Origin of the sequence: Psychrosphaera algicola (assembly GCF_028401425.1) — a bacterium.
GTDB classification, from domain to species: domain Bacteria; phylum Pseudomonadota; class Gammaproteobacteria; order Enterobacterales; family Alteromonadaceae; genus Psychrosphaera; species Psychrosphaera algicola.
Genome location: NZ_JAQOMS010000002.1, coordinates 3885513 through 3906268, shown reverse-complemented (window position 1 = coordinate 3906268; position 20756 = coordinate 3885513). Strand labels below are relative to the sequence as shown.

The following is a 20756-nucleotide window of genomic DNA, read 5'->3' as shown; positions in this document are numbered from 1 at the left end:
TATTATGTATTAAGAGCGCCTACTTACTAAACGCTCGTGACTGACGAAATTTGAGAAAGTTCTTCTTCTTTATCAATAACGCTTTGACGCAGGTTTGCATTAGCCTCTGCATGCGCTTCTGGCGATTGACCATCCGCTAGGTCCCAACCGCTTGCATGACGTTCAATAACATTCATTATCATGTCAACATGAGACTCATCGTCATTTAAACAGGGAATATATTGAAAACGTTCACCGCCAGCGTCTTCAAAATACTCTTTGTTTTCTACTGCAATTTCTTCAAGTGTTTCCAGACAATCCACGGAAAACCATAGGCTAAATACTTGCACTGACTTTACGCCTTTGCCGGGCAACGCTTTTAACGTACCTTCTAGATAAGGTTGCACCCATTCCGCTTTTCCAAATCGAGACTGAAAACACGTTAGCATTTCATCTTTTGTAAGTTCCAATTTTTCAGCTAACAATCTCGCTGTTTTAAAACATTGGCAAACATAGGGATCACCATTTAACCAGAACCGTTTTGGGATCCCATGAAAAGACAATACGAGCTTTTCTGCCTTGCCATGTTGCTGCCAATGCGCTTTCACTTTATTGGCCAATGCCTCAATATAATTAGGATCATCGTGATATTGGTTCACAAACCGTAATTCTGGAAACCAGCGACGCTTTGAAAACAAACGCGCTATTTCGTCAAACGTTGAGCCAGTCGTTGTCGCTGAATACTGAGGATATAAAGGTAAAACAATGAGTTTAGTCGCCCCTTTATCCAATAATGATTGCAATTTACTTTCCATATCGGGTTTGCCATAACGCATAGCAAAATCGACCACTAGGTTTGGGTGTTTTTGTGCCATACGTTTAACAACACCGCCGCAAAGACTCGCTGTGTTCGCTAATAATGGCGAGCCTTGTTCGGTCCAAATTTGTTGATATGCATGAGCGGAACGCTTTGAACGAAAAGGTAAAATAATCCCGTTTAGGATCATGTACCAAATTACCCTTGGAATTTCGACTACACGGGGATCAGACAAAAATTGCTTTAAATAAGGCTTTACAGCCGCCTTAGTTGGCGCTTCTGGCGTACCTAGATTAACAAGAAGAACGCCAATTTTGTCCCCATGTTCGTGTTTATAATTTTCTGAATTAATATACTTCATGCAACTTCACTTAAATTATCTATGTACGATAAAAGTTCGATATCGATCACCCTTATTAATATTATGCTCAAAGCGCTATAGGAATTGAAACTAAAGCCGATATTAAATAATAGAGCCAACGAGTTAACTATTTTATGCGTAAAGTAATGGCAAAAGACAGGAAAACATTTATTAAAAACAACAAAATGTCACCAATACGAACGATTGCGACATTAGTCACGACTGCGCTGGCCTGTAGCCTGTTGTTTATGCAACTTGCAAACGCAGCTGAATATGTCCCGCCGATCTCTAAAGCGCGTCAGCATGCAGAAGACATTCGTCACTTTATTGCTGACGAACAAATTAAGTTTCTAACCGCTGGCGACCAAGAGTTTATTGCATTATTTAAAGAACAAACCGCGGGCCTAACCAAAGGCACGGCGATCATTGTACCTGATATCGAGCAACCTATTCATAAACAAGCTGCGATCAGTGGGCTATACGACAAGCTTACAGACTATGGCTGGAACAGTTTATTACTGACAATGCCAGATGACCTTTCACAAATCATCGAAGAAGAAACAACACCTGCCACTGATGAAAACGCCACAGACACCGTGGAAGTTGGTACAGTTGATGAACCTTCAAGTTCGGAACAACAAACAGAAAGTGAGGTAGATCCAAAAACTGAGGTTGCCGAAAAACGAATCCTAACTTACAGCTAAAATCGTTTTATATTGACCCCATTTTCACTCCCGAAGGGAGCAAAAAATCAGTACAGAAATCCAACGTCGATTAGATGCTGCATGGCAACTTGCCGCGAGTTCACCCGGCTACTATCTTGTTATTTGTCAGGGAAAAAGCTGCGCTTGGATAACGGAAATCATCGCCCAAAATCGCCAGTTTTTGCCGGACGCATTAATTATGCTCAGTGCTTTTATGCCACAACAAAATGAAAACAAAAAATTAGCAGAAAGTGTCGCTAATAGTGATTATGCCATCTTAGATTTATATCAATATGCTGATAACAGTTGGGTTCTCGCCAATGTTGATATGCGGAAGAAATTAGCCCGGAAGTATTTTAAGGTCGATTATCGACAAAGAAAACTGCACGTTGGTACTAATTACTACGGCCAACAAAGCCGTATTCTTAAAGAAATATACGGCTTTTTATCATCCGTAGGGATGTAAACTCAAATGCAATTAAAAATTAAAACTGTCTGGCTTTTTTGATCAGATCATAGGCCGCTTGAATATCTTGCGTTTTTTGCTTCGCCAATTCCATAAGCTCAGGAGGAAGTCCTTTAGCAACAAGCTTGTCTGGGTGGTTTTGTGACATCAATCTTTTATAGGCCCGCTTAATTTCTCGAGTAGAATCACGCTCACTCGCCCCGATAAGTGCATAAGCATCTTGCAAGGAGGGAGACTCAGCCTGTCGAGATTTTTCTCGTTGTTCCGAACGACGGTCGTATTGCTTATATTTTTCCTGTTGTTTTTGCTTATACGCCTGAAATCGAACTTCAGCTTCCCACATTGAAATAAGCTGATCTAAGAACCTTTTGGTGTAGCCCAATTCTTTATTTATCTTCAACAACACATCATATTCTTTTTGCTCTAAGACTGAATCGCTATAAGCGGTTTGAACTAAGATATCGAGAAAAAACTGCTGTAGATCGCTGCGATCACCAAAATGCTGTTTAAATAATTTAAGTTTCGCATTAAGTGGAAACCCCGGCAGTTTACCTTCTCTAAACGCGTCACGCGCTTCTTCTTTTGCGATTCAGACAAACGCATTTTAGCCATAAAATCGGATGCTGTCTGGATGTGCTCTGGTGTTACCCGACCGGTTGCCTTTGCCACATGCCCCATCACAGAAAAAGTGCTATAAAAAAGATCGATTGTTTTGAATCGCCACTCTCTAGCCAGTTTGCAACATTTTGTTTGTTCGCCATCTTTTTAATTGCATTATCGAACAAATAACCAACATATAGGCCCACAAGCGCACCTAAAATATTGCGAGTTAAAAGGATCCCAAAAATGACCCCAGCTATTTTTCCAGTCACATTCACCTACTTTTGTACAAATCTTAATCTAATCACCCACTTTAATGGGGAAATTATATCCTAATTCAATAGGCCGCGTAGTATAGCGTAAAAAATCGGATAGAATTCTATCTGTGTGCTTTCCCTAAATTTTTCCATATGAGGTTACGTTGAGTCCAACCATGATTGCTAATCGCGTCAAGACAATATTACTGCGCCTAAGCAAAACGTCTTTATCGACCTTGTTACTTTATTGTTTTTCGAACAGTGCTTTGGCAGCTGTTCCACTTTGTGACATCGAAATTCCGGTGAGCGCGGAAGAAGCTCGCATAAAAAAATTGCAAACTCGTATCAAAGCCGCTCTGAAATAATGGTCGAAAGCGATAAAGCTGAATTAATCAGAAACGAATTTACGGAGTTTCAAGGTAACGTTGTTATTTTTCAGCAACAACAAACCGTACAAGCAGACAGTGCAATTTACGACGAGCTAAAAACCAATTTACCGCTAAAGGTAATATTAAATTGGATTCGACCTCAGCCACAGTTGAAGGCGAATCTATTTTTATTGACGATTCCAACAAAGACTTTAAGTTACTTGATGCCGAATACCAGTTTGGATTTAACTCAGGTCGCGGTAAAGCTGCAGAGTTTTCAATTGAGAATAATCAAAAACTTAAACTCGCCGATGCAACATTTACGACATGTCCGGGCGATGACCCAAGTTGGTTGTTTTCATCAAACAGCATTTATATCGATCAAAAGAAAGGCTGGGGCGAGGCTTGGAATACCACATTTCGAATAAATGATGTGCCTATTATCTACGTACCCTACGTAACATTCCCGATAACAGACCAACGAAAAACCGGTTTATTGTTCCCGGAGTTAGGTAATTCAAGTCGATATGGCGCGTACTATGCACAGCCTATTTACTTCAATATTGCCACAAACCTAGATTATACGTTCACACCTAAATACATGTCAGAGCGAGGCACACAGCTAAATAACAACTTACGGTACATGACTCAAAACAGTTATAATATTTTACAACTTGAATATTTAGATAAAGATCAAAGTGACGATAGTCTATCGCAACGTTACTTGGCACATATCCAACACGACTCCAGTTGGGACGAAAATTGGAATATGCAAATGCAATATACCAATTTGAGTGATGACAATTACATCAGCGAATTTAACAGTGACTATCATCATCAGGCGGATACGCATCTCAATAACTTCGTCAATGTAAACTATTTCAGCGAAAAATTTGATGCGAGCTTTTTATCTCAAAAATATCTGAACTTGGCCCCCATACCTCGTCGTATGTTGTGCCAATCCAACTGCAAGCTGACTGGCGTGAAAACTTGGCTATGGAAGGCGTGACAGTTAGCCTGCATAGCCAATATACCCACTTCACTCATAGTTCGTTTGATGACGATAGAATTGACCGACTGCATTTTGAACCTAAATTAAATTATAGTTATTACAGCCCTGCCTTTCAGTTTGAAACCGGTGTAAGTTTTTTATCAACAAATTACGAAATTCAAAATACAACTGCGGATACCTCAGAAGATATTTACCGTGGCATTTTTAAGTATCGCCTATTAACAGGCTTAAACTTCGAAAAACAGAGTAACTACTTTGGTAAGTCAGTGAGACAGACTTTGGAGCCAAAAATCCAATATGTATATGTTGAAGAAGAAGACCAATCTGGCATTGGCCTCTATGATTCACAGCTTTTAAAAGAAGATTATTTTGCACTATTCCGCGATAATAGATATTCAAGTATCGATCGTATATCTGCTATGAACCAAGCCACGTATGGTTTTAGTACAAGTATATTTGACGAAAAGAACACAGAGTTATTGCGATTTGGCATCGGCCAAGTACAGAAATTTGGCCAAAATAGTAATGAAGAGGGAACTAATGGCGAGTTAACCACCTCTAAACCGTCGCTTGCTATCGAGTTTTTTGGTCGGATCTCAGAACATTGGCAACTTGACGGCGGCTTCCTATATAATCGGGACGCACAGCAAGTTGATACAGGATTTGTGGCACTCGATTATTATTTGACACAAGATCAAAATATTCAGATCAACCATCGATTTGCCAATGATGTCGCGGGCATAAAGATCAACCAAACTGGCCTTTTCACCAGTTACAAACTTAATAATCAGTGGTCGATTGCGGCAAGTTACCACTATGACTCTGAGCGCAAGGTAAACCTCGACAGCTTAGTAGGATTTGAATATCGTTCTTGTTGTTGGAGCGTGCAAATTGCAGCCCAAAGGCAGGTAAGATTAGACTTAAACAGCGAACAAGCTATAGACGATGTTGACGTAACTTACGACAACAGCATTGGCTTAAATTTTAGAATTAATGGACTCGGCGGCGAAACCAAATCAGCAATCACTAAGTTGTTTGCTGACAGCATTTTCGCTTATCGTCGCCCCTATTTGATAACAAATTAAAACGAGAATTAGAATGATAAGAAAATCGATTTTAAGCCTGACACTTCTATTTGCGATGACAAGTGTAGCGCTTAATGCAGCTCCTAAAAAATCGATAATGTGACTGCCATAGTTAACGACAACGTTATCTTAGAAGGTGAAATTGAATCAGTAATTAACGAAGTTAAAGCGACGGCACTGAAAAGCAATCAAGAATTGCCTTCTGATCGAGCATTAAGAACGCAGTCAATTGACCGCTTGATTTTAAAAAGTATTCAGTTACAACTAGCAGAAAAAATGGGCATCCAAATCAGCGATGCGCACTTAGATTCAGCTATAGCGTCAATCGCTGCTGAACAAAAAATTACTGTGGAAAACCTACGAAAAATTGTAACTGATTCAGGTCAAAGTTATGAGCGTTACCGAGAGCAGCTGCGTGAAGAAATTTCAATTAGTGAAGTTCGTCGTGCCAGTGTCCACCGACGCGTAAATATTTCACTGCAGGAAGTGAATACTCTTATTTCACTAATTGACAAACAAACAAGTAAAGAAGAATACCAAATAGGTCATATCTTAGTTGCAGTCGACAGCAAAGCAACCCAAACAGAGATTACCTCTCGTAAATCAGTTGCAGATAAGGTTATCAACTTGCTGAATGAAGGCAGTGACTTTACTAAGGTTGCTATCGCTTCTTCATCTGGTGCTAAAGCACTTGAAGGTGGTGATTGGGGCTTTATGAGCATAAACGAAATGCCTACTCTATTTTCTGCCAGCATTAAAGGTAAAAAGAAAGGTGACTTAATTGGACCACTTCGTTCTGGCGCAGGTTTTCACATCATTAAAATACTCGATGTCCGAGGCCGTCAAACAGTCGAAGTTAAAGAAGTTAAAGCACGACATATTCTGATTAAACCGTCTATTATTCTGAGTGAAGAAAAAGCACAATCTATGCTAAATAAATTTGTTGAAGACGTTAAAAACAACGGCGCAGATTTCGGTGAGCTTGCTAAAGAACATTCTGAAGACCCAGTACTCAGCACTTAAAGGCGGTGAACTAGGCTGGGCAAACCCAGACATTTATGATGACAACTTTAAAGCTCAATTAGGTAAGTTAGAAGTAGGTGAGTACAGCGCGCCATTCCGCTCACAGTTTGGTTGGCATGTGGTGCAGCTAATGGAAAACAGAACCGCTGATGCGACTGAAAAGAGCAAACAAGATAGAGCGTACCAAATTTTGTATAACCGTAAGTTTGCGGAAGAAGTTGAAAACTGGTTACGTGAAATTCGAGATCAGGCATTTATAGAAATTATTGCAGAGTAACTAATGATAAAACGAGTTGCGGTAACACCATAGGTGAGCCCGCTGGAATAGGACCTGAACTTGTTGTTCAGGTCGCACAACAAGAATGGCAATCACAATTGATTGCCATTGCTGATCAAGACTTATTAAAAGAACGTGCTGAAGCATTAGGTTTACCATTGGTCATAAAACAATTTGACCCTGCGGCAAAACCTGAACTTCATGTCCCCGGTGAATTATTTGTCTGTCACGAACCTCTTACTGTGGAGTCGATTCCAGGTGAGTTAAATGACAAAAATGGCCATTATGTTGTAAATACCTTGACCATCGCGAGTCAGGGCAATATGGACGGTATTTTTGACGCTGTTGTCACAGGCCCTGTGCACAAAGGCATAATTAACCAAGCTGGTATTCCATTTAGTGGTCACACTGAATTTTTTGCTAATCATTCAAATACATCCGACGTTGTAATGTTACTTGCAACTGAAGGTTTACGGGTCGCATTAGTAACCACTCATATCCCACTAGCTTATGTTTCCAAAGCGATTACTCCAGAACGGTTGCACAAAGTGACAACCATTTTACATAGCGAATTACGAGCGAAGTTTGGATTAGACGAACCTCGTATTCTAGTGTGCGGCTTAAACCCACACGCCGGTGAAGGCGGCCATTTGGGCCGTGAAGAAATTGAAATCATCGAACCTACGCTCGATGTATTGCGCAGTGAAGGGCTAAACCTAGTTGGTCCCCTTCCGGCAGATACACTTTTTCAGCCTAAATTGTTAGATCAAGCAGACGCGGTGTTAGCCATGTACCATGATCAGGGATTGCCTGTATTAAAGTACAAAGGTTTTGGCAATGCAGTCAATGTCACACTAGGCTTACCTTATATTAGAACATCGGTTGATCACGGTACTGCCTTAGATTTAGCGGGAACCGGAGAAGCAAGCGTTGGTAGCATTGAAGTTGCTATTCGTTATGCAATAAAAATGGCCAACGAACAAAAGGCACGAAAATAATTTATGACTAAACGCACGTCAGGTAAAAACACTTTAACCCTGCTAAAGGTATTCATCAGGGGCATAAAGCCAGAAAACGATTTGGTCAAAACTTCTTAACAGATGAAGACGTTATCGAACGAATTGTACGCGCGATTTCCCTAAAGTTGGCGAAAACATTGTTGAAATAGGTCCCGGTCTTGGCGCAATAACAGAGCCAGTGGCGGAATTAACAGACTTACTTAATGTTGTTGAACTGGATAAGGATCTTGCTGAGCGATTGTCGACTCATCCATTTATCGGTAAAAAGTTAAATATTTATCAAGCTGATGCAATGCAATTTGATTTCTCTGAAATCAAACGTGATGACAAGCCATTAAAAGTATTTGGCAATTTGCCATACAATATTTCGACGCCGTTGTTGTTTCACTTGTTTCAGTTTTTAGACAACATTGAAAACATGCACTTTATGCTTCAAAAAGAAGTTGTAAATAGAATGTGTGCGGCGCCAAACAGTAAAACCTTTGGTCGATTGAGTGTTATGACACAATATTACTGTCGTTGTGTCCCTGTGACTGACGTGCCACCTTCTGCGTTTGTGCCACCACCTAAAGTTGATTCTGCGGTTATTCGGTTAATTCCTAAGTCGCATGCAGATCGTAAACTAGGTTAATCCAGCGACATTAAATCACGTTTGTCTTGAGGCATTTAACCAACGTCGTAAAACGTTACGTAACAGTTTGCAAAATATCGCAACGGTTGAAGAGATTGTTTCTCTAGGTATCGATCCAACAAAAAGAGCTGAAAATCTGTCGTTAGACGACTACATCAAGATTGCCCAGTGGTTAGACAACAAAAAGCAGGGGTAACAAATTGATGAATATCGAGATAACCGTAGCCACTCGAAATATTGAAGAACAAACTGACTCTAAAAGTTTTAGATACGTATTTGCTTACACAATTACCATTAAAAACAACGAAGATGTTGCCGTGCAATTATTTAATCGTTACTGGTTGATCACAGACGCAAACGGTAAAAAGTAGAAGTTCAGGGCTCTGGTGTTGTTGGTGAGCAACCTATTATCCAGCCCAATGAAGATTATACTTACACAAGCGGTTGTGTTTTAGAGACAGAAGTGGGGACAATGGAAGGTTATTATCAAATGGCAAAAGCAGGAGACGAATTAACCAATGTCGCAATTCCTGTTTTTAGGCTTGCGATCCCAAATATCGTGCATTAAGGAAAACCGTGGCCGACTATTTTATTGGTGACATTCAAGGTTGTTATGCCGGATTAAGAAAGGCTTTAGCAGTTATTGAGTTCAATCCAGCAAAAGATGTATTGTGGCTAACAGGTGATCTAATTGCCCGCGGCGAGGACTCCCTCGCCGTACTAAAATATCTTTATAAAAACAGTGACAGCGTGAAAACGGTATTAGGTAATCATGACCTACACTTTATAGCCGTTGCCAATGGTTTAAAAAAGCCAATCCGAAGGACAACCTAACAAACCTTCTCGACAGTTCAAAGCTGCCCAAATACTTAGATTGGCTGCGCCAACAGCCTTTAATACAAGCGTTGCCGGATAAAAGTGGTTATATGACACACGCAGGCTTACCGCCATCGTGGAAACCCAAAACGGCCAAATTATGGGCTAAAAACGTTAGCGATGAGCTAAACAGTAGCAATTACCTGTCTTTTTACCGCTGTTATACGGTAATAAACCAAGTGTGTGGACCGAAGAAATGCCTGATCAAGACAAACTTAGGTATACCATTAGCGCGCTGACTCGAATGCGATTCTGCTCTCCTTTAGGCGAACTTGATTTCAGCCAGAAAGGCTCGCCTAGTTTACTCGACCAGTCAATGTCCAAATCATTTATTCCTTGGTTTCAACTGGCCCCAAAACGTTTTGACAAAAACAAATGGATTTTTGGCCATTGGGCATCGTTAATGGGTGAAACGGGAAATAAAAATATTATCGCACTGGATACGGGTTTTGTATGGGGTAACCACTTTACGCTATTAGATTGGCAAACCCAGTCATTTATTAGGGTTGATGCATAATTTTTATTACAAAGATAAGGTAACGACTTAGATTTTACTTATGCATTATTACTGTAATAACAAAAACAACGTGATAGTATTTTAAATTATATTAATAATAATAACTTGTCTGCCGATACTCATATATTAACAGAGAGTTTCGTTGTATTTAGTAGGAGTGCCCATGAATTTAACAGTCGCAATGAGAGTAATTGGAGGGTTTGCCATTACCTCTGTCTTAATTTTAGGGTTAGGCGCAGTTTCTGTGACAACGTTAAATGGAATTTCAGATTCGACACAGGACGTGAACAAAGTATCAGTACCGGCAATGGAGGCTAGTGCCAAGTTACAACAGCACTTCTTGTTGTTAAGTAAAACCACATTACTCGACTATTACGCATCAAACTATGCAGAAACTGAGCAGTCGGTTAATACTTTCAAAGCACAAGCGGCTGATTTTGAAACTGATTTAAACCTTCTTAAAGGTATAGTTTCTAATACGTCTGAACTCGCCAACAAATTGCCTAATGTCACAGAGTCCTATTCTGGTTTTAAAGATACTGCATTTAAGTTATTTGAATCTAAACACAAAATTTTAGAATATCGTGACAATGTAGCTTCGGCACTAGAAGAGACAGAATACGCGGCAGACGACGCAGCAACATACTTACTAGATTTCATAGATATTAATAATTTAAAACCCACCGATGACGCGACAAAAAATATTTCTCAATTAGAATCGACGATGGTCTCACTAATCACGACGATGTCGGATATTAGTAAAGAAGCGAAAAAACAAAACGTCGAAACTATCATCAAAGAATTAGCCTATATTCAAGAACGTTCTGGTACTTTATTGGAACTGATTAAAGCAGATGTTGAAAAAAATAGTTTTGAAGGTTTTTCTGATATTGAAGACCAATTAGAAGCTGTTAATGAATTACTGAATTCACCTAAAGCCGTGCACAAATTAAAACTTGGATGGCTAGATCAAATTACACTAACCGACACACTGCTGGAAACGACAAACAAAAAAATCCTTGATGGATTAGATCAATTGGAAGCGTTGCAGTCAGCAGTTAAAACGACGCTAAACGAAACTACAAATAACGTTACAAACGACGTTAACGAAGGGGTTAACATCAGCTATGGCGTAATTGTTTTCTCCGTTATCGCATCTGTCTTTATTGCATGGCAAACGGTTATCCGCGTAACTCGCCCACTTGCTGAAGTTAACCGCGTACTTAACGTTGTTGCAACCGGTGACTTAACTGAACGACTAGACGACTCAAATCGCGATGAATTTGGTGAATTAGCCACTAACTGTAATAAACTTATTGAAAGCCTACGTGAGCTTATTAATGGCATAGTTAACCGTTCAAATCAGCTTGCAACTGCCTCTGAACAGACCTCTATGGTCGTTAAAGAATCTACTATCGCAATAAATGACCAGCGTTCTCAAGTAGAACAAGCTGCAACGGCAACAACAGAAATGAGCAGTACATCATCATCGGTAATGGAACGTGCGAAAGAGGCGTTAGCTGACATTAAACATGCTGACGAAGAAGCGGAACGCGTAAAACAAATTTCAGATACCAACAAACAGACCATTATGAGTTTGGCTGGTGAAATTGAACAAGCTTCTAGTGTTATTAATCAGGTTAATCATCACAGTGCAGCTATTGGCGGCATCTTAGATGTTATCCGTGGCATAGCGGAACAAACAAACTTATTAGCACTTAACGCTGCGATTGAAGCGGCTCGTGCCGGTGAACAAGGCCGTGGCTTTGCGGTTGTTGCCGACGAAGTTCGTTCTCTTGCGAGTAAAACTCAAGAGTCGACCGAAGAAATTCAAAACATGATCGAACAATTACAAAGCGGTTCTAAATCTGCAGTAACGGTAATGAATAACAGTAAAACTCAAGCTGAATTGTGTGTCACTCAAACTGAACAAGCAACTATCGCACTTGATGGCATCACAGATTCTGTTCATCAAGCAAATGATATGAGTGAACAAATTGTGATTGCAGCGAATGAGCAATATCAAGTCAGCAGCGAAATTAGTGAACGACTTGAATCAATTGTTGCAATTGCCGAGCAAACCGCCGCAGGTGCGGTACAAACTGACCAATCTTCGCAAGAAGTTGCGCGATTAGCTGAAGAACTAAGATTGTCAGTGGATCAGTTCAGACTTTAAACCTAGGCTAACCATTCAATAAAAAAACCAACGGAAGTTGGTTTTTTATGTCTAAATATAAAAGGATTATTATCAGATATTTTAAATATACCTTCACTTATAACAATACTCTTAATTAACTAGTTGAGACAAACTCCCTCTTTTAACGTATCAAATAAGCCAACAATAATTTTTGCGCTAAACACAAAAACGTAACATATAGTCCGACCTAAATTTGATTAAAGTAGCCTGTTAATAATTAGTATTTTTATTTAGTGGGACGCCAATGACAATTAAGACAATAAAAATAACGTTTTTACTTACTGCATTTCTCGCCTTAGGTTTTGGTAGTAGCTTTGCACAAGGCCATTCAGGAAACCAAACGGTAAATATTTGGCACAAACTTAGCCTAACGTTTGACGGTCCACAAACCAATGAACTTGCCACACCAAATCCGTTTAGCGACTTCAGGGCCGACGCAATTTTTATCAGCCCAAGCAATAAACGTTACCTTGTCCCTGGATTTTATGCCGCCGACGCAAACGCTCAAAATACCCATGCACAAGCTGGCAATAAATGGCAGGTTTTATTCTCTCCCAATGAAGTCGGAGTCTGGCGCTATTCAATGTCCTTTGTTACAGGCGAAAATATCGCAAGCCTACCTTTTACTACAAAACAAACGGCGCATTCTGATTCTGCAGGCTACTTTGACAAAAAACAGGGGCAGTTTACGGTTGTTAATTCAACAATAAAGCTTGATAACAAAGACTTTAGAACCAAAGGAAAGCTTGAATATGTTAACAAACCATTTTTGCAATTTAGCGGTAATCTCGAATTCTTTTTAAAGGCTGGTGCAAATAGCCCTGAAGTATTGCTTGGCTTTACTGGTTTTGATAACACCCCACAGACCGTAACTATCAGGAGCATGTAAAACATTGGCAATCAGGCGACCCTATTTGGAACACGACTAACTCAACGGCAAAGGGGACAAAAACGGAATCTTCGAAAGGTATTATTGGATTAATAAACTTTCTTTCTTCATTTGACATAAATGCCTTTTATTTTTTAACCATGAACCATTTAGGTGACGGCAAACAAGTTTGGCCTTGGGTCGATAAAAGTGAGCCAACCCGTTATGACGTATCTAAATTAGCACAGTGGGACATTCTGTTTTCACATATGCAAAGCAAAGGAATAATGACCCACTTTGTCTTGACCGAAACCGAAAACGAATCACTTTTTGAATGGTTTGAAAGTCGATTAGAAAACGACTTTGCCATCTCCAGAAAAATCTATTACCGAGAATTATTTGCACGCTTTGGCTACCACTTAGCGACAACATGGAATATTGGTGAGGAAAACGGCTGGCAAGACCCAAGTGGCGATGACAAACAACAAAAAGCAAACACGACAAAACAACGCAAACAATTTGCCGATTATCTACAATCACTGACTTACTACCGTGAACATATCGTAATTCATAATGGCCCTTCGTTGGATTATCATATATACGATAAACAAGACGATAACATCCTAGGTTATAAATCATATACCGGCCCAAGTTTACAGGGCGAGCTTAAAACCAATACAACTTACAACGACGTTTTAAAGTATCGCCAATTGACACAAAATAGCGATCACCCTTGGGTTATTTCAATGGACGAAGCCTATATTAACCATCCCGCTAACGACATTGACCAATGGCGAAAAGACAACGTGTGGGCTACTTTTATGGCGGGCGGCGCTGGAATCGAGTTTTATTTGGGCGGTGGCGGCGATATATTTGTTCAAGATGTTGCACCTTTTAAAGACTTCTATCTCCAAATGACCAATGCTGCGGCATTTTTTAGAGAATTTGTACCGTTCGAAGATTTAACGCCATCGACTACATTGAGCCGGTCAGGCTGGGGATTAACTGATAATAAATCCTATTATTTACTCTATTTTAAACAAGCTAATCAAGCATCTGCGGCGCTACCACAAGGTTGTTACCAATTAGATTGGTTTAATCCCCGCAGCAATCAATACATTGCGGGTTCTCAAATATGTCGGGACTCCTCAGCTGAAAGCGCACTGCCCGCCCCACCTGACACACAAAATGACGACTGGGTATATATAATCAAAACAAATTTAAAATGAATTTAATGGCGTAATATTAGCGGGTTTGCGGTTACACATTGGCATTTGGAGATTGCAGACGTTTTCGCCTTAGCTTCGCAGGTTCCGCCGTGCGAGCCGCTTTTTGGTTGCACCCTTACCCTTATTTAAAGTTTATATTATCGTCGACGGTAATGTGAGGCATAAGTATTGGCTGGACAGAGCCCTTTTACCTAGCTGTACTTCGAAACAGAGCGACTGCAATAGCCGCCTTGAGGTCAAAGACCGATCTTTCGATAAGATTCAGCCCCTTATTTTACAATTTCCGCAATTGCCTTAATGGCCGGTTTAGGATTTAGATCACGATCCCAAAGCAGTGGATAGTTTGTTCGGTTTGGAATGGGATAACCATTTTTCCAAGACATGCCATCATGCAATCCCCAAAAGGTAACTCGGTCTATCTTGTCACGTTTTTTATAGAACAGCTCAAACAGTGCTTTATAACGGGCGGTAAGTTGCGCTTCGATATCCTCAGGTAACCCCGCTTTGTATGGGTCCAAAAAGCTTCAAATTCTTCCAATTGAAACTGTGGTTTCATCATATCGACACCAATAATTTGGCCCTCTTTTGTCAAAGGTAAAACGTCAATATCTAGTTCGGTGATCATCACTTTAATGCCTAATGCTGAATAGGCGTCGATAGCGTCTTCAATATATTCCATTCGAGGAAAATTTAAGCCCCAATGCGCTTGTATGCCAACACCATCAATTCGAATGCCCTCTTTTTGCAACATTTTAACCATCCGCACAATGCCATCTCGTTTAGTGGGTCGCTAAGGCATTAAAGTCATTGTAATAGAGTTCAGTATCGGGTGAATATTGTTGGGCATATTTAAACGCTGCTTTAACCATAGTATCGCCGTCACCCACGCTATTAACCCAGGTTGTTGGGCGATAGGTACCATCGTCAGCGATAACTTCATTTACAACGTCCCATGCATCAACTTTTTCTTTATATCGCCCTGCAACTAATTCTATGTGTTTGCGCATTTGTTCTAGCTGTTGCTTTGGGGTGTTTGGTTCGTTATTACGGTTATGAAAAAACCAACTTGGTGTTTGGTTATGCCAGACTAACGTATGCCCAACGGTGAACATCTGGTATTTCTGCGCAAATTCGATAAATGCATCTGCACCACTAAAATCAACGTTATCGCGTGACGGGTAAATCGCTTCCGCTTTCATCGCATTTTCAAGCGTAACAGTATTAAATTGCTTAGTAATAATGGAATAGGCCGCCGCGTCTTTCCCGGTAACAATATCCTGATTTACCGCAACGCCCATTTTAAATGCATCGGCAAATGACGTCTTTAATTCGACTTCCTGATGAGCACTAACCGTAATTGGTTCAACCAGCAATAACATCGCAAAAGTCAGGCATTTATACATTGGTAAGCTCCGTATAATCATAATGATTTTTCAATAAAAAATAATCATACGATGAAAAGTGTGAATGTTATAGTCAGTAAGACTACTTACAGCAATAGTACAAAAAATAGTAATTGGAAAACAAAGAGAGATTACGATTGTGAGAAAAGCACTGCAAAAAAACTTAGCCACTGTTGCATTATTTCTAACGTTTTGCCAAGCCGCTATGGCCCATCCGACCATGGTAGCTAAAAATTGTGATGGTGATGGTCAATCTCCAATCCCCCATGGTTCAAAGGTTGAACTAATCAGTGATGATTTTTGTTTCTAGAAGGGCCAACATGGTCAACTACATCACAGGCGTTTTATTTTTCTGAAATGAATTTCTCAAGTTCCTGCAAGCACAGGGCCCAGACTCAACAATCTACAAACTGGTTTTACCTAATTCGGTTTCCACTTATTTAACCCACAGTGGCACCAATGGCTTATATGCCAAAGGCCCCAATTTATATAACCTGAATCATAACTCTCAATCGGTTTCTAAACTCAACATAAAGCACAAGTTAAACAACATCATTGCCGGGCAATTTAATCAATTAAATTTCAACTCACCAAATGATATGACGATGGATAGCAGGGGTAATATCTATTTTACTGATCCCAACTGGCAACTTGGCGATAGAACACAACAGCAGCCATACACTGGTGTTTATAAGATTGATGTCAATGGTAAAGTTAGCCTAATCGATGGCAGTTTAGATAAACCTAATGGTGTTGCGCTTTCGCCAGACCAAAAACGCTCTATATCGGTGATTTTAGTAATCGAGTCAGTAAGTACGATATTAGTAGCAGTGGCGATGTTTCTAATCGCAGAGATTTTATTAAGGTCGCCTCACCAGACGGCATTAAAGTGGATTGTGCAGGAAACCTTTATGTCAGTAGCCACAATAAAGGCGTAATTAATATCTACTCACCCACTGGTAAATTCATCGACAAAATTGTTTTGGGCCAAAATGTCACTAACCTCGCTTTTGGTGGTAAAAATAACAAAACAATTCTTATCACGACGGCTAAAGGTTTGTTTTCCATGCAGGTAAATATTGCAGGATTAACAAATTAGTTATTTCTTCTATTTTTGTGTTGTATGAAAATGACCTGACCCGATTCATAGTTTTACCATATAGAGTTGCAACGCCACAAAACATAAAATAACCGCAATACCAGAATCAAAAACTCGCCATCTCATTGGTGAACTCAGCAATACTTTAAGCTTAGGTGAAAATAGCACCAAACTGCTAAACCAAATAACTGAGCCTACACAGGCCCCAGCTGCAAATTGCGCTGGATTAGGTTGTAACGCACCAATACTTCCAAGTAAAAGCACGGTATCTAAATATACGTGGGGGTTTAAAAGGCTAATAGCCAACGCGGTAATCGCCGTATGCCACCAGCTCACTTTTACTGTGTTCGTTAACTTAAGACCTGAAGTGCCTTTAATTGCTCTTTGTGCCGAACCATAAGCAAGGTAGAGCAACATTAAGATCCCACCCCACATTAACCAAGGTAAAATCCCGGGTAATACGAGCTTAATTTCATTCGCAGAATAAACACCTATAATAATCAAGCTTGCATCACAAGCGATACAGACAAAAGCAATCACCAATCGATTAGCGCCAGCCATACACTGACTCAATACCCAAATATTTTGTGCGCCTATGGCGATGATTAAACTGAGTCCCAGCATCATGCCAGATAAAAAAGACATCGTATTAAACCTCTATGATTATGCGTATTTAAATCTTTATAAATTTAAATTAAGTCACTCATTTTTTGATGACACGAAGCGTAATCCCTGCTTAGATACAAATCCAATGAATAATAAAACTGGTACATGCATAAAACTCATGATTGATTATCAACTACTTCACGCACTTTCCGCTGTTGTAACCGAGGGTGGTTTTGAAAAAGCATCTAAAATTCTGTTTATTACGCAGTCAGCTGTTAGTCGACGCATTCACCAATTAGAATCAACCCTTGGTGAGCCAGTTTTAATCCGTACCCAGCCGCCAAAACCAACAGCCCTTGGCAAGCGACTGTTAAACCACTTACAACAAGTATTGCAATTAGAAGTCGCGTTAAGTATTCGTACATCTGATGAAAGCGCCCCACCGGATTTACCACTAACCGTTAAGTTAGCAGTTAATGCTGACTCGTTAGCAACCTGGCTACCGGATGCATTGGCGCTCCCCAAAAGCGATGTTAATAGTCATGGGCATTTTCGTTTTGAAATTATCTTAGAAGATCAATCTATCGGACTGAAACGTATGAAGGCTGGCGAGGTGATGGTGTGTATTTGTTCAACACCAGAGGCGGTAAACGGTGGTTTAGTCAGTTATTTAGGCGCGTTACGTTATCAAGTTATTGCAAGTCCTGCATTTGTTCAACGTCACAATATGACATCTTCCAGTCAATTGGCGGACTTACCCTGTTTAGTGTTTGACGAGAATGACAAATTACAACATCAATTTCTGCAACAGCTTAATGGCTCGACACCAAAATATACGCATATTTTACCTTCCTCTGAAGGTTTCAAACAGGCCATGTTAGCGGGTTTAGGCTACGGTTTACTGCCAACCTTACAACTTGGAACGTCAATAGAAACTGGAGAGTTAGTCGATTTGGCCTCAGAGCTATTTCATCGACACTCCGCTTTATTGGCATTACTGGCAAACAGAAAGCCCGCAATTAAAAGCTTTACGAGATTATGCGACACAAGTTGCTAAAAACACGTTGGAATAGATAGTTTAATCTTAATCAGTTTACTTTTATTTACTTCCATCGACTAAATAAGGGGCGTGTTCCCACTTTACTAGCCAAGCTAAAAATTCATTTTCAGGCATCGGTTTGGCGATGCCATAACCCTGCGCTAAATAACTGCCTAATGATAATAAAAGTTCACCATGTAAAGGGGTTTCTACCCCTTCAGCAATCACTTTAAGGTCAAATACTTTCGCTAATTCAATGATACCTTGAATAATTGCAGTATCGTCTTTATCAAATAACATGTCTCGTACAAAGGATTGGTCAATCTTTAAATATTTCGCAGGTAAGCGTTTCAAATAGGTCAATGATGAATAGCCTGTCCCAAAGTCGTCAATTGAAAAACGTACGCCTAACTTCTCACATTCTTTCATCACCTTTGAAACTAACTCAATATCTTTTAAAGCACTGCTTTCTAAAATTTCAAACTCTAAACTTTCTGCTTTAAATTGAGGATAGTTGCTAAGTTTTTTCTTCAAGTCATTAACAAATACAGAGTGCTGCAAATGCATTGGACTGATATTGACACTCATTGGAATATTGTGACCAGCGGCCTGCCAAGTTTGTAATTGTTTTAAGGCAGTATTAATAACCCATTTACCAATTTCAATATCCAAAATATCATGTTCGACGGCAGGTAAAAATGACGCTGGGGATAGTAATCCTTTTTCTGGGTGTTGCCACCTGATTAATGCTTCAACCCCAACAACGTCCGAAGTCCTAAGATCAATTTTTGGCTGATAGAAAAGTACAAACTCTTGGTTTTTTAATGCCTGTGCGATTCTATTTAATTCTTCATTTAAATGTTTAACTGCGACATCTCTTTCTACGTCAAAAATATAACTGCGGTTTTTACCTTCTTGTTTGGCTATATACATTGCTTGGTCAGCGTGACGTAGCAGTTGATCAGGACTCGCATTATCTAATGGGTAAAACGTAACTCCAATGCTCGCAGAAATTTTCAATAATTTATCACCAACAGGAATCGAGGACGATAATGATTCTAGCATTCTCGATATGACCAAGTTACTCTCAGAAGGAGATGTAAGGTCATCGATTACAGCCACAAACTCATCACCGCCAAAACGCGATAAAGTATCCCCTTCACGCAATACATGCTTTAACAGAGTTGCCACTTTTTTAGTAATTCGTCCCCTGCGCCGTGACCCTGAGTGTCGTTAACAACTTTAAATCCGTCTAAGTCAATAAACGCAATGGCAATGTATTTTTTATTTCTTATACATTTTGCCATAGCGTGCTCAAGCCTATCAGACAGTAAATTTCGATTAGGCAAGCCGGTAAGTTGGTCATAGTGGGCGGAAAGTTTTAATGCTGAATTGGCAACTGACAATTCACGATTACTTTTTCCAATTTTCTCTGATTATTTTTTTGTTCAGTTATGTCTTGGAAAATGCCGACAAGGCGCACAGGTACGCCGTCTTCCATTGACACCGTACATGTTGTTCTTACATCTATTTTTCTACCCTTTGTGGTATACGTCTCTAATTCGAGGTCATAGCCAACCCCATTTTTTATTGCTTCATCAAGTGCTTTCGCGATTACTATTTTTGACTCTGGTAAAAAATAGTCGACGCCAGCATCTACTGTTGGATTAAACTCTTCAGGTGTTGTTTCATGTATTCGATAGGTTTCTTCTGTCCAAAACAAATCTCCAGTTTTTAAATTAAACTCCCATCCCCCTAACTTGCCAATTCGTTCAGACTCATTTAGTAACTGACTGGCTAAAACCATGCTTTCTTCGGCTTTTTTACGTTCAGTAATATCCAAGTGGAAACCTATCATTCTTTTGGGATTACCATCCATATCCCATTCAACGAGTTTCCCTGAGGCTTGAACCCAAACATAATGACCCGATTTATGTTTTATTCGGGCTTCGACTTCGTAAAACTCTAGGTCACCGTTAAAATGTTGAGTGATTAATTCGTTTGCTCTAATTAAATCATCAGGATGTAAATAGCTGGCCCATGTATCAAATTTAATTGGGTGCAACTCATCATAACGATAACCAATAATTTCTGCCCACCGCTCATTGAACGTCAATTCGTCAGTTTGAATTTGCCAATCCCAAATTCCCACACCAGTGGCATTAATAATAAGTTCTAATCGTTCATGATCATTCTCTTGTCGATTATTTACTGGTGTCGTTTTATCACTCAAACTGTGTTCCTTATTTCGATTGGAGAATTAAATTCGGTTGAATGCATCTAAAGCGGGATTAACCTGAGTATAGTCATTGATAGACAAAAC

24 protein-coding genes and 5 pseudogenes are annotated in these 20756 nt (G+C 39.8%); 19 read left to right on the top strand and 10 right to left on the bottom strand.

The features are described from left to right. Positions 1 to 26: 26 nt before the first annotated feature. Positions 27 to 1157: a ferrochelatase gene (hemH, locus tag PN838_RS21470; RefSeq protein WP_272181924.1), complete on the bottom strand. Its 1131-nt coding sequence runs from the start codon at positions 1155 to 1157 to the stop codon at positions 27 to 29. Between the two features lie 134 nt (positions 1158 to 1291). Here hemH and PN838_RS21465 point away from each other — a divergent pair, with 134 nt between their 5' ends. Next, a complete protein-coding gene (locus tag PN838_RS21465) occupies positions 1292 to 1861 on the top strand; it encodes a DUF3530 family protein (RefSeq protein WP_272181923.1) in 570 nt (189 codons plus the stop codon). 46 nt (positions 1862 to 1907) lie between these two features. Beyond that, positions 1908 to 2327 carry a DUF3530 family protein gene (locus PN838_RS21460; RefSeq protein WP_272182680.1) on the top strand — a complete coding sequence of 140 codons (420 nt, stop codon included), beginning with the start codon at positions 1908 to 1910 and terminating at the stop codon, positions 2325 to 2327. Positions 2328 to 2346: 19 nt separating this feature from the next. On the opposite strand, the gene djlA is transcribed toward PN838_RS21460, so the two are convergent. Together djlA and PN838_RS21450 are read right to left on the bottom strand one after the other, a co-directional pair. After that, entirely contained in the window at positions 2347 to 2916 is a 570-nt protein-coding gene (gene djlA / locus PN838_RS21455; RefSeq protein ID WP_272182679.1) for a co-chaperone DjlA, read from the bottom strand. Positions 2917 to 3004: 88 nt separating this feature from the next. Beyond that, positions 3005 to 3199 (bottom strand): co-chaperone DjlA, encoded by a 195-nt coding sequence (locus PN838_RS21450; RefSeq protein ID WP_272181922.1) that lies wholly within the window; start codon positions 3197 to 3199, stop codon positions 3005 to 3007. A gap of 161 nt (positions 3200 to 3360) precedes the next feature. Here PN838_RS21450 and PN838_RS21445 point away from each other — a divergent pair, with 161 nt between their 5' ends. From PN838_RS21445 to PN838_RS21390, 14 genes and pseudogenes are all read left to right on the top strand, one after another. Further along, positions 3361 to 3549 (top strand): hypothetical protein, encoded by a 189-nt coding sequence (locus PN838_RS21445; protein ID WP_272181921.1) that lies wholly within the window; start codon positions 3361 to 3363, stop codon positions 3547 to 3549. A gap of 151 nt (positions 3550 to 3700) precedes the next feature. Further along, positions 3701 to 4561 carry an LPS-assembly protein LptD gene (locus PN838_RS21440; RefSeq protein WP_272181920.1) on the top strand — a complete coding sequence of 287 codons (861 nt, stop codon included), beginning with the start codon at positions 3701 to 3703 and terminating at the stop codon, positions 4559 to 4561. Next, a complete protein-coding gene (locus PN838_RS21435) occupies positions 4507 to 5649 on the top strand; it encodes an LPS-assembly protein LptD (protein WP_272181919.1) in 1143 nt (380 codons plus the stop codon). Before PN838_RS21440 ends, PN838_RS21435 begins: the two co-directional genes overlap by 55 nt. Before the next feature lie 99 nt (positions 5650 to 5748). Beyond that, positions 5749 to 6672: a peptidylprolyl isomerase gene (locus tag PN838_RS21430; protein WP_334313425.1), complete on the top strand. Its 924-nt coding sequence runs from the start codon at positions 5749 to 5751 to the stop codon at positions 6670 to 6672. After that, complete coding sequence (locus tag PN838_RS26685; RefSeq protein WP_334313424.1) at positions 6632 to 6949, top strand: peptidylprolyl isomerase; 318 nt, start codon at positions 6632 to 6634, stop codon at positions 6947 to 6949. The genes PN838_RS21430 and PN838_RS26685 overlap by 41 nt, the downstream gene beginning before the upstream one ends. After that, positions 6925 to 7947, top strand: coding sequence for a 4-hydroxythreonine-4-phosphate dehydrogenase PdxA (pdxA, locus tag PN838_RS21425; protein WP_370661124.1), 1023 nt, complete (start codon positions 6925 to 6927; stop codon positions 7945 to 7947). Before PN838_RS26685 ends, pdxA begins: the two co-directional genes overlap by 25 nt. A gap of 50 nt (positions 7948 to 7997) precedes the next feature. Beyond that, positions 7998 to 8599, top strand: a pseudogene (gene rsmA, locus PN838_RS21420) (16S rRNA (adenine(1518)-N(6)/adenine(1519)-N(6))-dimethyltransferase RsmA). A 22-nt stretch (positions 8600 to 8621) separates the two neighbouring features. After that, positions 8622 to 8795: pseudogene (locus PN838_RS27630) on the top strand (16S rRNA (adenine(1518)-N(6)/adenine(1519)-N(6))-dimethyltransferase RsmA); the annotation flags it as partial. Positions 8796 to 8802: 7 nt separating this feature from the next. Further along, a pseudogene (gene apaG / locus PN838_RS21415) lies at positions 8803 to 9167 on the top strand (Co2+/Mg2+ efflux facilitator ApaG/CorD). An 8-nt stretch (positions 9168 to 9175) separates the two neighbouring features. Then, positions 9176 to 9433 (top strand): metallophosphoesterase, encoded by a 258-nt coding sequence (locus tag PN838_RS21410; RefSeq protein WP_272181918.1) that lies wholly within the window; start codon positions 9176 to 9178, stop codon positions 9431 to 9433. Positions 9434 to 9671: 238 nt separating this feature from the next. Beyond that, entirely contained in the window at positions 9672 to 9992 is a 321-nt protein-coding gene (locus PN838_RS21405; RefSeq protein WP_272181917.1) for a hypothetical protein, read from the top strand. 163 nt (positions 9993 to 10155) lie between these two features. Next, positions 10156 to 12168: a methyl-accepting chemotaxis protein gene (locus PN838_RS21400; protein WP_215965143.1), complete on the top strand. Its 2013-nt coding sequence runs from the start codon at positions 10156 to 10158 to the stop codon at positions 12166 to 12168. A gap of 265 nt (positions 12169 to 12433) precedes the next feature. After that, entirely contained in the window at positions 12434 to 13078 is a 645-nt protein-coding gene (locus PN838_RS21395; RefSeq protein WP_272181916.1) for a DUF5060 domain-containing protein, read from the top strand. 140 nt (positions 13079 to 13218) lie between these two features. Next, entirely contained in the window at positions 13219 to 14286 is a 1068-nt protein-coding gene (locus tag PN838_RS21390) for a hypothetical protein (RefSeq protein ID WP_272181915.1), read from the top strand. Between the two features lie 269 nt (positions 14287 to 14555). Here the strand turns inward: PN838_RS21390 and PN838_RS21385 are convergent, their stop codons facing one another. Genes PN838_RS21385 through PN838_RS21375 form a run of 3 tightly spaced genes read right to left on the bottom strand, consistent with a single transcriptional unit; the run spans position 14556 to position 15689 of the window. Continuing rightward, the gene (locus PN838_RS21385; RefSeq protein ID WP_272181914.1) at positions 14556 to 14804 is read right to left on the bottom strand and encodes an endo-1,4-beta-xylanase; all 249 of its coding nucleotides are present in this window, start codon (positions 14802 to 14804) and stop codon (positions 14556 to 14558) included. After that, a complete protein-coding gene (locus tag PN838_RS21380; protein ID WP_272181913.1) occupies positions 14702 to 15037 on the bottom strand; it encodes an endo-1,4-beta-xylanase in 336 nt (111 codons plus the stop codon). The genes PN838_RS21385 and PN838_RS21380 overlap by 103 nt, the downstream gene beginning before the upstream one ends. A gap of 28 nt (positions 15038 to 15065) precedes the next feature. Further along, the gene (locus PN838_RS21375) at positions 15066 to 15689 is read right to left on the bottom strand and encodes an endo-1,4-beta-xylanase (RefSeq protein ID WP_272181912.1); all 624 of its coding nucleotides are present in this window, start codon (positions 15687 to 15689) and stop codon (positions 15066 to 15068) included. 139 nt (positions 15690 to 15828) lie between these two features. On the opposite strand from PN838_RS21375, the gene PN838_RS21370 reads away from it, so the two are divergent. After that, complete coding sequence (locus tag PN838_RS21370; RefSeq protein WP_272181911.1) at positions 15829 to 15999, top strand: hypothetical protein; 171 nt, start codon at positions 15829 to 15831, stop codon at positions 15997 to 15999. Positions 16000 to 16063: 64 nt separating this feature from the next. Further along, positions 16064 to 16788, top strand: a pseudogene (locus PN838_RS21365) (SMP-30/gluconolactonase/LRE family protein). Between the two features lie 45 nt (positions 16789 to 16833). Here the strand turns inward: PN838_RS21365 and PN838_RS21355 are convergent. Further along, a complete protein-coding gene (locus PN838_RS21355) occupies positions 16834 to 17433 on the bottom strand; it encodes a LysE/ArgO family amino acid transporter (RefSeq protein WP_272181910.1) in 600 nt (199 codons plus the stop codon). Between PN838_RS21355 and PN838_RS21350 the strand changes: the two genes are divergently transcribed. Then, a complete protein-coding gene (locus tag PN838_RS21350) occupies positions 17414 to 18451 on the top strand; it encodes an ArgP/LysG family DNA-binding transcriptional regulator (protein WP_272181909.1) in 1038 nt (345 codons plus the stop codon). The two genes, PN838_RS21355 and PN838_RS21350, sit on opposite strands and share 20 nt — an antisense overlap. Positions 18452 to 18493: 42 nt before the next feature. On the opposite strand, the gene PN838_RS21345 is transcribed toward PN838_RS21350, so the two are convergent. The 3 genes and pseudogenes from PN838_RS21345 to PN838_RS21335 all read right to left on the bottom strand — a co-directional run bounded on the left by PN838_RS21345 (position 18494) and on the right by PN838_RS21335 (position 20666). Further along, a complete protein-coding gene (locus PN838_RS21345; protein ID WP_272182676.1) occupies positions 18494 to 19366 on the bottom strand; it encodes a putative bifunctional diguanylate cyclase/phosphodiesterase in 873 nt (290 codons plus the stop codon). A gap of 18 nt (positions 19367 to 19384) precedes the next feature. Further along, positions 19385 to 19782, bottom strand: a pseudogene (locus PN838_RS21340) (diguanylate cyclase domain-containing protein); the annotation flags it as partial. A gap of 32 nt (positions 19783 to 19814) precedes the next feature. Continuing rightward, positions 19815 to 20666, bottom strand: coding sequence for a PAS domain-containing protein (locus PN838_RS21335; protein ID WP_272181908.1), 852 nt, complete (start codon positions 20664 to 20666; stop codon positions 19815 to 19817). Between the last annotated feature and the right edge of the window lie 90 nt (positions 20667 to 20756).